The sequence below is a fragment of the Kitasatospora sp. NPDC088160 genome (assembly GCF_044741445.1).
Taxonomy (GTDB): Bacteria; Actinomycetota; Actinomycetes; order Streptomycetales; family Streptomycetaceae; genus Kitasatospora.
In genome coordinates, this window is record NZ_JBIUSS010000021.1 from 170068 (window position 1) to 186142 (window position 16075).

Annotated in this window: 1 protein-coding gene (cut by a window edge); it reads left to right on the top strand. The window is 69.5% G+C overall.

The features are described 5' to 3' along the window. On the top strand, nt 1–16075 hold the 5' portion of the coding sequence (locus ACIOGZ_RS30115; RefSeq protein ID WP_400988415.1) for a DUF6349 family protein. 21539 nt of this gene lie beyond the right edge of the window; the window shows 16075 of its 37614 coding nt (coding positions 1–16075); it begins with the start codon at nt 1–3; its stop codon lies off the right edge, out of view.

The following is a 16075-nucleotide window of genomic DNA, read 5'->3' on the forward strand; positions in this document are numbered from 1 at the left end:
ATGTACCAGACACCTCGTCAGCTCAGTGAACTGGAGAACGAGGCCGCGAGCGGCGCGATCCACCTGCGCGCCCAGACGAACTGGGCGGACAGCCTGTGGCAGTACCGGCTCTACGTCGTCGACCCCGACTCGCCCACCGCCGGCTCCGACGAGGTCGGGCGACACGTGCTGATCAGGGTCAACGAGGACGACACCGTCCACGAGATCGCCTCGCCTCGCCAGTTGACCCACACCGAGTGGGCCGAGGACCTGTTCGACCGACTCGTAGAGGCCCAGCAGTTCGGGGGACTACCGCCTGTCGCCATGACCGACGACGGCGGCACGGACCCGGAACTGCTGGCCGCCGAGCACCGGCTGACCGCCGAAGCACTCTCGTCCCCGCCTCCGCCGGCCTTCGACGCCATCCAGCTCGGTCCGGCGCCTTCCGCGAGCGAACCCGAGGACGACGTTCCCGTCGCCCTCGACGACCTGCGCGCCGGCGACCTGATCGAGCACCTGGCCGACCGGCCCGAGTACCTGCCCAGCAGCGACGACACCATCGAAGCGGTCGTCGTCTCCATCGACGGCCACGACCTCATGGTGCAGGACACCGACAGGGACGACGAACCGTACGACATCGACCTGAACCAGGTGGTGTCGGCGTCCCGCCGCGCGCCGACGGCACCGGTCGGCCGGCCGCGCTTTCGCCCGCAAGGCCAGGACGACCTCGCCCCCTCCGGACCCCTCGCCCGGATCCGGGCGAACATCGCCGCGATTCGCGTACTGCACCGGCTGCGCGAGGACGACCGGCCAGCCACCGAGGCCGAGCAGGCGGTGCTGGCCCATTGGAGTTCCTGGGGCGCGGTCCCGGCCGTCTTCGACCCCCGCCAGAAGGACTTCGCCGGCCTGCGGGCCGAACTGCGCGGCCTGCTCACCGAGGAGGAATGGAACGCGGCCGAGGCCACCACCCGCAACGCCCACTTCACGGATGCGGCCCTGGTCCAGCCGATCTGGGCCGCGCTCAGGGCCCTAGGTGTACCGACGGTCCTAAGCGACAAGAAGCTCCGCTTCGCTGAACCCGGCTGCGGCAGCGGCAACTTCATCGCCTTCGCGCCAGACGGCGTCCACATGACCGGCATCGAGCTCGACCCGGTCACCGCCGAGATCGCCGCCGCCCTCTACCCGGACGCCGAGATCCGGTCCGAATCCTTCGTCGACACCCGGATGCCCGACGGCTACTACGACGGCGCCGTGGGAAACGTCCCCTTCGACGAGATCGCTCTCCACGACCCCAACCACAACCCGCTGCGCCTGGCCACCCACAACCACTTCATCGTCAAATCGCTCGACCTCGTGCGGCCGGGCGGGCTGGTCGCGGTGCTCACCAGCCGCTACACACTCGACAGCACCGGCAAGACCGCACGCCTGGAGATCTCCAACCGAGCCGACCTGGTGGGTGCGGTCCGCCTGCCGGCCGGAGCCCACCGCAAGGCCGCCGGCACCGAGGTCGTCACCGACCTGCTGATCCTGCGCCGCCGCGACGAGCCGCCCGAGGTACCCCCGGACTGGATTGGCCTCGCCCAGGTCCCCGTCGACGCCGACACCGGCGTGCTCGTCAACAGCTACTTCGTCAAACACCCTGAGATGGTCCTCGGCCGTCACGTCCTGACCAGCGGCAGGTTCTCCGCCAAGGAGGTCACCGTGCGCCCCCGCCCGGGCGCCGACACGGCCGACGCACTCACCAAAGCCCTGGCCTCCATCACCACACACGCCCGCGAGAGCGGCCTGACCATGAGTGCCAGCCCCGACACCCGCCAGCGCGCCGCTGTCGAGGCACAGGCCCAGCGGATGCACCGTGCGCACGAGATGTTCGGAGACGACCTCCAACGCTTCCAGGGCACCCTGATCGACCAGGGCGACGGAACGTTCCTCCAACTCGTCGGCCACGAGATCACCGAACGGCCGGTCCACAAGAACGCGGCCGAGGAACTGCGCTCCCTGCTACGGCTGCGCGACACCTACGTCGAACTCCTCAGCGCCGAGTCCACCGGCGACACCGAGCAGATCTCGACCCTGCGCGCCCAACTCAACTACCGCTACGACACCCACACCGCGGCCTACGGGCCGATCAACAAGCGCGAGGCCCGGCGCGACCGCCGCACCGCCCACGGCTCATTCCGCACCGACCCGTACGCCGCCGGCGTGTACGCCCTGGAGATCTACGACCCGGACACCGAGACCGCCAGCAAGGACGCGATCTTCACCCGCGCGGTCACCAAACCGGAGATCGAACGAACCACGGCCGAAACCCCCCAGGACGCCCTGGCCATCAGCCTCAACACCTTCGGAGAGGTCCGGCTCAGCGAGATCGCCCGGCTCCTGTCGCTGGACTCCCTCGAACAGACCCGCGACGCCCTCGGCGACCTCGTCTACAACGAGCCCGGCACCCAGCGCCTGATCCACGCCCCCACCTACCTGTCGGGCAACGTCCGCAACAAGCTCGAAGCCGCGCAGAACGTCCTGCACATGGTCTCCGACGACCTGCGCGGCCATCATCCCTTGCAGGCCAACGTCACCGCACTGCGCAACGTGCTTCCCCCGGACAAGCAGCCCGGCGACATCGACGACATCCGCATCGGTGCCACCTGGATCGACCCGAAGTTCTACCAGGACTTCCTCCAGCAGCTCCTGCAGACCAAGTACCTCACCGTCACCCGCGAATCCGGCGCCGACTGGGACGTCGACGCGCCGAAGAGAGTGCGTGAGTCCAGGGCCGCCACGAAGGTCTACGGCACCGAGAAGCGCGACGCCGTCGACCTGTTCAAACGGATGCTGCGTCGCTCCTCCCTGGTCGTCCACCCGCCCAAGCCCAAGGAGGACACCAGCCCGGAGGAGATCAGGAACGGCAAGATCTGGGCAGCCAACCAGACCGAGCAGGTCGTGGCGAAGGCCGACGAGCTCGACCGACTGTTTGGGGACTGGCTGTGGCAGGACCCCGACCGGACCCGCGAAGTCCTCGCCAACTACAACCGGCTCTTCAACTCCTGCGCCCCGTACCAGGGCGACGGCAGCCACCTCACCTTCCCCGGAATCTCCGACGCGATGCCACCGCGCCCACACCAGCGAGCCGGCGTCGCCCGCGCCCTCGTCGAGACCGGCGGAGCCTTCTTCGACTACGAGGTCGGCTTCGGCAAGACCCTCACCATCGCCATGACCCTCATGGAGATGCGCCGCCTCGGAATGGTCCGCAAACCCTGCATCGTGGTGAAGAACGCGACAGTCAACGGCTTCCGCAACGACTTTCTCAAGGCCTACCCCAAGGCCCGGGTCCTCGCCATCGACAGCGCCGACTTCGACAAGGACACCGCCGCCACCTACATCGCTCAGATCGCCAACGGCGACTGGGACGCGGTCATCCTGCCGCAGAGCCTCTTCAAGCGGATCCCCCTGTCCGGCCTCGGCCAGCAGCAGTACGTCGCCGACCAGACCGCCGAGTACCGGGCCCGGATCCACAAGGTGATCACCGGCAGCGACGCCGCCCTGGACCCAGTCCTTAACCCCGGCGGCGACCCGCTCACCGCCGACGCCCTCGACACGGTCGCCGCACACGCCACCGAAGGCACCCGCCCCAACGCGACGCTGCGCGACACCGTCAAGAAGCTCCAGGGCGATCTCAAGAGGCACACCCAGCGAGCCCAGCGTGTGCTCACCAAGACCTCCTCCACCGGCATCAGCTTCGAGCAGAGCGGCATCGACTTCATCGCCGTCGACGAGGTCCAGGACTACGCCAACGGAGACGTCGGCGCCAACAACAGCGAACTGGCCCTGACCGTCTCCGGCCAGGCCCGCGACCTCAAGGCCAAACTGCGGGCCCTGGCCCGGGCCCACGGCCCGAAAGTTGGCCTCGGCTCCACCGGCACACCGTTTCCCAACGCCATGTCCCAGGCGTTCGTCATGATTGACCTGTTCCGCCCGGACCTGCTCGCGCAGGCCGAACTGGGAGCATTCAGCTCCTTCCAGGCGCAGTACCTGCGGGAGACTATGGCCCCGGAGGTCTCACCCGAGGGCACGCCCCGCATCAAGGAACGCATCGGCGCCTTCATGAACGCGATGCAGTTCCACCAACTGTGGAAGCTGGTCGCGGACGTCAAGACCGCAAGAGACGTCAACCTCCCCCGACCCGACAGCACCAACGAGACGATCGTCGTGCCAGCCACCCACGCCGACCGCGACTTCATGGACGAGATCGCCGCCCGGGCGGAGGAGGTCCGCGCCGGCAATGTCGAACCGTCCGAGGACAACCTCCTCAAGATCTCCAACGACGGCCGGATGGCGGCCATGGACCTGCGCATGGTCGACCGCAAACCTGACGGACCAGGCAAGCTCGACGCCGCCGCCGAACGCATCGCAGCCATCCACCACGCGTACAAAGACCGCCGCTACACCAACCGGCAGGGCGACCCAAGCCCCATTCCGGGCGCCCTGCAGCTCGTATTCGCCGACCGCGGCACCGCCTCGGACGACAACCGCAAGCTCGGCAAGTTCATCGCCTACGACTACCTGCGCGACCAGCTGATCGACCGTGGCGTCCCCGCCGACCGCATCCGCTACGTCCAGGAAGCCAAGACCGCAGAGGAGAAAGAGCAGCTCTTCGCGGACGCCCGCAACGGCAAGATCTCCGTGCTGATCGGCAGCACCGAGACGATGGGCGTCGGCGTCAACGTGCAGGACCGCGCCATCGCACTCCATCACATCGACTGCCCGTGGCGCCCCAGCGACGTCACCCAGCGCGAGGGCCGGATCGTTCGGCAGTTCAACCAGCACTTCAAGCTCGGCATCCCCGTCGGCGTGTACCGCTGGGTCAAGGAGGGCTCGTTCGACTCCTTCATGTGGCAGACCGTCGAGCGCAAGGCCCGCTTCACCGACCAGATCCGCACCGGCCGCGAGCTCGAGGAACAGGACCAGGCCCCCCTCGACGGCGACCTCGGCAAGGACTACCTGGAGTTCGGCGAGATCAAAGCCATCGCCACCGGCAACCCCCTCCTGCTGAAGAAGATGCACGCGGACGAGGAACTCCGCCAACTCGAGTCCGCCTACAGCAGCTGGAAGCGCACCAACAACCACCTGCGCAACGTCGTCGACAGCAGGGACGCCACCGTCGCAGCAGCCGAGAAGCGCGCCGAACTCGTCGGACGCGCTGCCGCCGTGCGTACCGACACCACGGGCACGGCCTTCAGCCTGGAGACACCCGACGGTACCGTGCACACCAAGCGGACCGACGCCGCCACAGCACTGCGAACCCAGCTTGCCCTCATCCAGCGCCATTCGCGCGGCATGCGCAACAGTCGCTTCGAACGTGTGGCGACCCTCGGTGGCCAGGACATCCAGGCGCGCATCGACGGCTTCCACAACTACATCCAGTTCACGATCGAAGGCCTCAGCCACATCGCTCAAGCCACCTTCGTGATCGACGACGCCAGCGACTTCCTGAGCGAGCCCAAGCCGCCCCTCGGCCTGATCGCCAGGCTGGAGAACCACATCGAGAAGCTCGACGGCCTCCACTCCCTCCACATCGCGGTCGTCGATGAACTCAAAATGGAGGCCGAGCGCGCGACCAAACTCGTAGACCAGCCCTTCGGCAAACACGATAAGTTGCTCCGCGCCCGCGCCAACCAGGCACAGATCGACGCGGAGATCGCCAGCCAGGCCGGCCAGGTGCACGACGACGACCAGACCCAGACCCCGGCCCAGACACAGCCGGCAGCCGGACCGGACGCCGCCCGGGACAGTGCCCGGGAACTGCGCGATGCGTACTTCGAGTGGTACCGCGCCAACGGCTACCGCGTTCGCGACATCTCCCGCGAAGAGCAGACGCCCGCGGACGCCACAACCCCCGAGGACACCGCCTTCCGGCAGCTCCTCGCCACGGGTGACGAATGGGCCGCCGAAAACCAGCGGCACCTGGAAGAGGCCCGCGCCGGAGGACACCCCGACTTCCGCGCCACGGCACAGACCCAGAACCTCGTTGACGCGGCGACGGCCTACCTCGACATCCTCCAGAACCTGCCGGACAACGCGGAGAAAGACCCGAATGACCTTGTCCGCGAGCTGGTCTACGCGGCACGCAACCACCTCACCGAGACACCGGCCCCGGTCACCGCGGCCGCCGCCCCCGTGTCAGCCACACCCGCCCCCAAGACACCCCGCTTTCCCCGCACCGGCCGGCACCCCGGCCGGGAAGCCGTCCAGCCATACTCGGACCGGGCCGAGCACTGGGCCGCCGAGCAGGCCATGCTGGACACCTACCGGGCCTGGGCCAACCAGTTCGGGCCCCGCCTCGCCGACGGCACCCCGCAGGAACAGGCACTTGCGGAAGCCGGACAGCGGGTCATCGCCGAGAGTGCCCGAGCCCGGCGCGCCCGCCTGCTGCACCTCCCCGCTCTGCTCGACGTGCGGCTCATCCAGGACCTTGCGGACAGGGCTCGCAGCGTCGGCAACCAGTGGGACCGCGAAGCCCGGGAAAGCCGGACCGTCTCCGCCACCTGGGACATGGTCAAGGCCGTGCGCGAGCACGCCGACCGCTACCTCACGACCGTCGACAACCCTCGGATTGAAGTCGTCCAGGCCTGGCTGGACACCCCGGAGCCGATCAACGCCCTGGCGGAAGAAATGCCAGTAGCCCCGGACCTGTCGGGCTTCACCCACTACACGGTCACCGGCGGCGACGGTGTCCGCAGCGAACCAGCCGACGGTACTGACCTGCATACGACCCTCCAGCAGTTGATCGCTGACGGCGCCGCACTGGGCGCGCACCCGCACGGGATCTCACTCACCTGGCCCGACGGCACCCGCTACGACATCGCACCGGCATCACCCACCTCTGCCCCCGCCAACCCAGACCCTTCCCCCAGTAGCCACGCATCCGACAGCGCCCCCGAGGCCGAGAACGCGATCCCCTACCCGTTGACCACTGAAGAGACGGCCGGATCCGCACTCCCACGGGCCAGGAACCTCGCCGCACTCCTCGGGCACTACGGCGACGCCGGTGAGGCCGCGGCAGGCCGAGAGCTGGTCCGCGCGACCGCTGACGAGCTCCGGACCGCCATCACCCTGGCACAGGCCCACACCCTCACTCCCGAGGCCGCCGCGACACTCACCGACACCACCGCGGCGATCGACACGGCCGCCACCAGTGACCAGCACCTCCCCAACAACGTCTTCGCCGCCTACGACAGCCTCGCCCAGGCCGCCGAGCGCCTCGCCGACACCGGCATCCCGGCAACCACCGACCCGGCGCAGCGACTGGCCGAGCGCACCCACCGTCACATTGCCCGACTGCACGCCACCCGAGGCCTCTACGACCTGCTCCTCGACGCAGCCAGCCTCGACCCCGACTCATGGGCCGTCCAAGCACGCACCGACCCGTTGAAGGAAAGGCCGACCTTCTACGCCGACAGCGGCCACCTCTACTACGCCCGCTCCATCGTCTTCGAGACCTACGACCGCTGGCCCGACACCCACACCTCGGGCGGCAGCCCAGCCACCCAGCGGCTGCGCACCGCGATGTGGGACCTGCGGCAGACCCCGGACACCCTCCTCGGTCGGGCGATCACCGAGTGGCTCGAGGTGGCGGGCCTCGCCCTCGAAGCTGCCTCCGACGCCGACCAGCCGGCCAGCAGCGAAATCCTCCGAAACGTCGCCCGGCACGCATACGAACACCAGCGCAGCCTCGCCGCCCACCAGATCGCCGCAGCGAACGCCGACCCCTACGGCCCGGATCAGCCGTTCCAAAACGGGACGCGCGATCTGACGGCCGCACTGGAGGCGTGGATGAGCACCGCGACCGCAACACGCCTCGGCAGTGGCACCAACGACCAGGCTACCGGCGGACCCACCGCCGCCAAGGCGCACGAAAACCTACGCGAGGCCTCACATCAGGCACTGTGGGCGACCGCTGCGGACGGCACCCTCGACGACCTGGTCCGCCATAGCGCGAACCTCGCCCACGCCTCCTACGCGTTGGCCTTGAGCCTGCCGGAGACCGCCTACCGCAGCCGCGACGATCGCAAGCTCCTCTCACACCTGATCCGCTCCGCCTATGGCCACGCGGCCAGCAGCAGGGCCTCCACGAAGGACCCTGCCTCCGCGGCGGAGATCCTCGCAGCCCTCACTGACCGAGGCGACACCCAGGCCCCCACACCCGTCGTCACCGCCGCCGCCAGCCCGGAGCCGGCCACCACGCCGGCCCCAGCCGCGACCGTCATCGAGATCGAGCACCACTACCGCACCAGCACGGTGCGAGGCATCAGCGACAGCGAGGCCGACGCCGCAGTCCTCACCGTCCTGGAACGCCAGGGATTCAAGCCCACCACCACACCAGGTACCTGGGCGCTGCCGCCCCGTACGACCTTCAGCAACCGGGACAACCGCGTCCGCAACGTCATCTTCGCCCTCCAGAACCTCCAGCGCGCCGTCCACACCATCACCGAGGCGCCCGAGCTCCCCCGGGACAACGACATCACCATCCCCGACGGGCAGCCCTACACCTCGAAGCAGGAAGCCACCCACGACTTCGAAGCGATGTTCGGCGGCCTGTGGCAACTGAAGGAGACACCCGCCGGCAGGAAGCTGCTCACCACCGGCCGGGGTGCCAGGGCCGACGGCGAGGCCGTATGGCAGGCCATCGAAGACCTGCGCCAAGGACCTGTCGGCAGCAGCCTCGACCCTTTCGTCCACCCCGCCCAGGATGTCGCCGAGCGCTGCCGCCACCTCGCCACCGCGGCAATCCAGCTGTCCCGCAACCTGGAGCGCGAGCAGTACAGGGCGCCGGTCGCGCTGCCTCACCTGCGCACCCTTACCCAGTACGCCACGCTCCTGTCCTCCCGCATTACCGCGACCGTCGAACGTGAAGGCGCCTGGGAGCGCGCCTTCACAGACCCCGCGCCGGACACCGACCAGGAGCAGGCATCCTCCGAGCCGTACGAGCCAGCAGCGGTGGCAGAGCCTGGCCCGACCACCAGCACGTCCGCCATCGCGAGCGACCCGCTCGTCGCCGGACCGTACAGCGGCGAGGGCCTACTGCAAGCCGCCGCCCGACTGGCCGAACTCCACCAGCAGCTTGCCAGTGCTCTTCCCAGGCACGCCCGTGCTTGGCCGCGGCGCGACGATGCCGTGGCCGAGTTCCAGGCCAACTGGGAGCAGGCGCACCGGGAAGCCACCGCCGACAAACCGAACCATTCCACCGTCATGGACGCGTACCTGCGTGCCCTCGGGTCGACAGGCCAGCTCACCCGGGAGCTCGCGACGGCGCAGGCAGACGACGCAGCGAACGCGCTGGCCCAGCAGCTCCTGAGCGAAACCGAGAGCCACATCGTCAGGCTCACCCTCACCATCCGCCGAGCGCACGAAGACCAGCAGCGCCACGAAGACCGCCGCACCCGCGACCGGGCCGCCTCCCAGCACGGCACGACCACGGCCGAGCCCACAGACCGCCCGACGCCGACTCCCGCTGACGGCGGCGACGCAGGGCAGAGGCCGGCGAGGACCACGACGGCCGACGGCTCCCGCAAGCGGGCAACCGTCGACCTCAACCGCTATCTCCAACCCGGGTGGCAGGTCAAAATCGATGGCGAGCAAGTAGGCGAAGTCCTTACCGACATCGACCAGGCCGCACGTGAAGCCGTCGACCACGCAGAACGGCAGCGCACTCCCGACGCCGCTACCGACGGACAGCCAGGTGCCGCATTCCTGCCGGACCGGTGGTACACCTATACCAGTGCCGATGGCACCGTGTACGACGAGTCGGGGCGGCTCCTCAACGAACTCGTCGACAGCATCGCAGGAAGCAAGACCACCCGGACCGTCAAGGGAAACGTGATCACCTCCGGTCCCGCCGGCGAGGTGATGAGCACCCTCCTGCCCGACGCTTTGCCAGCGGCCCTCGCCGGACTCGAGGACGAGGCCATCAGCCTACTCAAGGAGGCGGTACGGCACTTCAACGGAACCGCTGGTGATCTCGATCTGCCGGGCCGACTGGACGCCTGGCTTACCGAACGTGCCGGTACCGCCCCCTTCGCCGCCGCCCTGACCTCGCCGGACGACCTGCGGGAGTTTCGTTTGGCGATGCGCCACTACTTCCACGACACCGTGTCGAGGATCGCCGCCTCCGCCGCACAGTCCGGCCCGGCACAGCCGGCGGCACCGGCACCGGCCGAACCCGCGGCCCGGGCGACTGCTTCCCCGGTACCCGGACCGAGTTCCGAGGACGACGCCGGCGCCGAGACTGCCGCCATGCCACAGCCCGGATCCGACGGCCCTTCACCGGAACCAGACCAGGACCAGCCGCTCGTCGAACCAGCACCGGGTCGGGCCGGAGAAATCATCGCCACCGCGCTCGCCAACGGCTGGGCCGCCGAGGGCCGCTGGAACCGCAAGCGGTACTCCGACAGCTACGACGTCAGCCTGGAGGCCCACACCGAGGCAGGACGGCGCAGCTACAGCCTCACCTGGGAATTGAGGAACGGCAGCCACACCTACAACTCCGAACGCTCCATCGCCGCCCATCTCAGCGGGAAGTCGGCCAAGGAGGGCTTTCGCCCCAAGCTCGGCACGGTGGAACAGGACGTCCGCCGGCCCGCCGTTCCCGCGCCCATCGACCGGACCCTCGTGGGCGACCCGGGCGCCCGGCAGCCCGGCACTGCGCCCGCAGCGGCTGCGCCGGACCGCCTGCCCGCCATGGGGCCGGACGATGAGGTCCTGGCACCCACTACCGAGGCCCAAGCCGGGGCGCCCGTCGCCGACAGCCACGGCACACTCCCGGGGGCCCGTGATGCCGGGCCGGTGACGACGGACCGCCAGCCGCCCGACCCGGAGCCCCCCGCAGCTGACGCGGCTCCTACGGTGCCGGACGGCGCCACCACAGTCCCCGGCCACCCGGGATACTGGTGGCGCCACGATCCCGAGCCAGCCTCCGACCCCTACGCCGACGACCAACCCGTCCGCCGTTCCTCGATCACCATCGGGGTCGGCGAGCGCGTCATCGGCCGCGCGACCGCACCCGTCAGCGGGGCGACTCTGTGGATGGGCTCGGTCACCGGCTCCCGCAACAGTGTGCGCGGCGAGCGCACCCCCGGCGCGACCGCCGCCAAGATCGCCCAGCGCCACCGGACCATCTCCGCCGACGTCGACTTCGACCAGCCCCGCCCCGTCGAGACCGTCTGGATCGACCACACCGGCCCCACCGCCGAACTCCACGGAGTGCCCAAACAGGGCGACGACGAAGCCCAGGCTGCCCGCGAGGACACCCAGTTCACCTGGGCCCCCAGCCGCGAAGTCCACGTCCAGACCAGCAACACCTCCCGCTCTACCAGTCTCTACAAGACCAGCCTGTTCGTGACGGCGATGCTGGAGCGCGGCCGCACCATCGCCGTCCGCCAGGACCCGCACACACCGCCCGGCCCGGCCAACACCACCGCACCCGAACTCTGGCCCGACCAGCGCCAAGCCCTCCAGGGCACCGACATGACGCACCGCAAGACCCGGTGGTCACCCATCGAGCTGAAGGTCGGCGACGAAATCCTCGCTGGCTCGACCCCCTGGTGGCGCCGCGTCACCGCCGTCAACAGCGACAACCTGCACACTTTCGGCAACGAGCCGGACACCTACGCGAACCTGTGGGCGGTGCGCCGCGGCAACCACCTCTTCACCATCGCCGACGCGTCCGACCCCACCCCGAGCACCGCCCGGCCGCTGACCGGCCCCGTTACCGACCTGACAGACCAGCAGATCCAGGACGAACTCGCGCAACTCGACCTGCCACCGGCAGAGCCAGGCCACGCCGTGTACGTGGCCGCGCGCAAAGCCGCGCTGAGCGACAGTCTGGCGCGCCGCCACACCCTCCGACGAGCAAAAGAACAACAGCGCGCCGAACGATCCAGCCACCAGCGCACACCAGCTGGCCGCAAGAATCTCGTGCTGGACGAGGACGGAGCGGCGCTCGGTGCGACGGCCAAGGACGGCAGACGCTTCCTGTCCCTCGACCGAGACGGTAACCCCCACAGCGAGCACAAGACGCGCCAGGCCGCACGGAGCGCGGCCTACGAGCGCGCCGATCGGGCGGCCGACCGAGCCCCGGCCGGCTGGCGGCCCAGCGCATTCGACGACCTCGAGTCCGGCGCGGTACTGCGCCTCCCGGTCCGCGAGAGCCTGCCGCCCGGCGCAGGCGGTGGGCGCGCGGTCGACTGGTCGCAGCCGCTGACCCTGATCTCGACCACGCACAGCGACACGGGCGAGATCACCATCGAAGGCAGCCGCGGCGACATCATCGTCACGGAGACCGTGCCAGGAGTACTGCGCCGACATGGGGCGATGCGTCAGGCAGAAGGCGACCACGCGTACAGCGCCGACCAGCTCGCCCGCCGGGCCGCCCGCGCCTACCTTCGCCAGCGGCAGGGTCCACGGGCGGCCTTCATCCTCACCACCCGCATGAACGCGCTGATCGACGCCGCGAGCACCGCAGTCAGTTCAGCACTGGAGCGGCCGCTCGACAGCCAGCAACTGGCCGATCGTCTCGACGCCGTGAACGTCGCAGCGTCCGCCATCGTCGGAGCCGCGCAGTCCATGGGCGACGCCGACCTGCAGGCCGCGTACACCGATCTGGCCGCCGACGCCGCGGCATGGGCCGACCATGTACGCGACCCCCGCACTTCGCCAGTGCCCCAAACTGCCGAGTCCCAGGCAGCGACCGAAGCGACTGGAGCGACCGACTCGGCCGACATTCCCGATCTGGTCACAGAATTGGCGGCCGCCGCTCAGGTCAGCCAGAGGGACCTGCCCCGCATCGTCCAGCAGCAGGCCGCCCGGACCCAGCCTGCCCAGACGGTGACCGCAGCACCGATCCCAGCGGCGGCAGACGAGCCGCCCACCGCCCGAGGCACGGTGCATGGTGCAGAACAGGATCAGGGTGCAGCATCAGTCCTGTCCGACCTGCACTGGTCCCATCGGATGGCCGACGTTGTGCGCTGGGCGGCGGCTGGCGAGGTGAGCTTCGATGGAAGCTACTACTGGCGCAACGGCAAGTCGAAGGTACGGGCCGAGCATGTTCGAGTGCTCGCCGGAGCCGGATTCCTTTCCGTCGGCGCGCCGGTCGTCCAGGCCACCGCCGACGGCCACACAGTGCTCGCTTTCGCGGACATACGTCCCGACCTGCTGCTTGACGATGACACGGCGATGCACCGGATCCGCGGCGAGCGACGCCAGCTCCGGGCATGGTCTGAAGAGGAGCAGGATCGTCGGGTCCTTCCATTTCTCCCCAACGGGGTGGAGCATCGACGCCGATCCGCCGACGCCCGTGCCGGGGAACTCGACTACGGCCACCGGCAGATCGCCAAGTGGACAGAGATCGCCGAGAGCCACCCCGATCCTGTCGTCCGGCAAAACGCCCGGGAATCACTCTCCAACCTCCGAACCCTGTACCGCTTGCCAGAGGGCAACCCCACACCGATCATCGAAGGCCAGAACCACCACGACGATCAGGCGGTGACGACCGCCGCTGCTGATACCACCGAACCGCCGGCGCCGGACCACACCCCCGCCGGAGAATCAGTCGCGGCAGCAGCACCTCTCAAGGAACTGATCGACGGCTTCGGCGATCGTGTCGCGATCGGCCACATCGGCCCCGTACACACCGAGCCGGAGACTGAACCACTCGCGGACCAGGGCCTCCGGGTTCCGGTCGAGGGCCTGCCCGGCTTCAGCATCCGCACCACCACCACCCGCAGGGACGGCGACCAGCATGAGCTGGTTACCCCAGACGGCCAGAGCGCGGCCACAATCCGCCGCACACTCAACAACAACTGGCAGGCCACCGTCGGGCAGGACCTCACCGACACCACTATCAGCCTCCAGGAAGCCGCTCACCACGCGGCCCGCCTGTGGGCGTTCAACAACAACGTCCACCTCGGACCCGGCCTCGACCAGCCTTACACGGCGGCCCAGGAGCTCCTGGAAGGCCGCCAGAGCCTGGGCCACCAGCGCACCCCGTTCATCAAGGCCGGCAACAGGGCCTTCGGATCCGACTACGCCCGCCAACCCGAACTCCTGGCGATCGAGACCGCCTTCGCCGCCTGGGACGATGCCAGTAGCAACACCATGGAGGGCATGCGGGCCGAAGCCGACACCCTGAGTGCCTTCCTGGGCCCCGCCGCCGCGCTGCGCGAACGGGTCACGGGCGAGGCTCGCGAGATGCTCGCCTTCCCAACCGCCCTCATTCTGCAGGAGGCCAGGACGCACCAGGCGCGGCTGCGTGCCACCGCGGACTTCCTGGAGCGCAGGAGGCAGGAGTGGACCGAGGCGGACGCCGCGCGGTTCACCGAACCCGGCTACGTCGATCTCGTGAGCCCGCAGGTCACCTTCGGACCCCGTGATGCGCAGGGCTGGGTCCCCGTCATGAAGGGAACCACTCTGCTCGGTGCGGTGCGCCGCACTGCAATGGGCGAGTGGCTGGCCCGGCTCAGCGACGGCACGCTACTGGACGGGCCGTCGTTCTTCCGGCGCGACGGCGCCGCAGCGGCTCTGCACGCTGCGGACACCGAGCCGGCCGTCATCCGGCCCGGCCCGGCCGGCGACCGGCAGCCATCGGCCCCACAGCAGGCCACCGACCGTCCGGAACCTGTAACGGCCGAAGCCAGCGACGACCTGACTGTCAGCGCTGGGGAGGAGATCTACACCCCGCCCGCGCAGTCCGGGACCGTGACAGTGAACCTTCCCGACCTGGAGGCGTTGGCGGCGCAGCGCCCGTCCGCCGTGACCGGGATCGAGCGGACCCATGCCGGGAGCGGCGCGGAAGGCGCCGCCCCCGGCGAGTCCCGCGGCGCGGTGATGGCAGTCGGCGGTGACGGCATGCCAGCCCACTCCGACGATCCCGAGCCGGCCGCGGTTCGGACGGCTGATCCGGCCACCGAGCCCGACCCGAACGCCTGGGTCAACCGCATCCAGATCGTCACGAAGGGACGTGCAACGTACGTCACCGGGACCGGGCGGTCCGGTTACTACGATGATGAGGTCGGCCTTCGGGAGTTGCTGAAGAAGAACAGAGGGTTCCGTTTCATCCCGGGCGAGAGCCGCTGGAAGTACAGGGGTCGCCCGGCGGACTTGGCACGTGTCCTGGCCGAGATCCGGGCCTTCCTGGAGGAGATGGACGAGCGTGAGGCGGCCGCCTCTGCTGCTGATGCCGTGGCAGCCGCGGAGGAGGCGGGCAAGGAGCACCCGCCCACCCCGCAGCAGCAGAAGATCATCGACGCGTGCCTCGCTGGCCAGGACGTCGCCGTCCAGGCACTGGCGGGGACCGGCAAGACGTCGACGCTGCTGATGGTCACCCGCCAACTGCCCGACAAGCGCATCGCCTACATCGCCTTCAACCGGTCCATCGCCGACGAGGCGCAGCGCAAGATGCCGCGCAACGTCACCGCCGACACCAGCCACGCGTTCGCCCGGGCGGCTCTGAAGGGCGGGCTGATCGAGCGCAAGGTCGCCATTGCCCGCAACCACCCCGGGGCACGCCGGGACAAGGACGTGGCCCGGGCCTTGGGCGTCACACGGCCCCTCCTGTTCACCGGGGGAGAGATCGACCCGGAGGACGTCGCGAAGACCGCCATGCAGGCGGTCCGGCGGTACCGCGAGAGCGCGGACGACGAACTCGGGCCGCAGCACCTCGGTCCATGGGGCCGCACACCGGCTGCGGCCGGTCTCCTGGACGCCGCCCGTAGCGCTTGGGCGGACATCACGGACCCCGACAGCGACAAGATCGTCTTCACGAGCGACGACTACATCAAGATCTGGGCACTGACGAGGCCCCGGCTGCCATACGACGTGATCCTTTTCGACGAGGCGCAGGACATTAACCCCGTCCTGAAACGGGTTATCCAGGACCAGCCGACGCAGACGATCGTCGTCGGTGACAGCCAGCAGTCGATCTACAGCTTCCGCGGCGCGATCGACGCCCTCAAGGACTGGCCCGCCGACATCGCCCTTCCCCTCACCCAGAGCTGGCGCTTCGGCCCGGAAGTCGCGGCCGTCGGCAACGGCTACCTGACGCTCC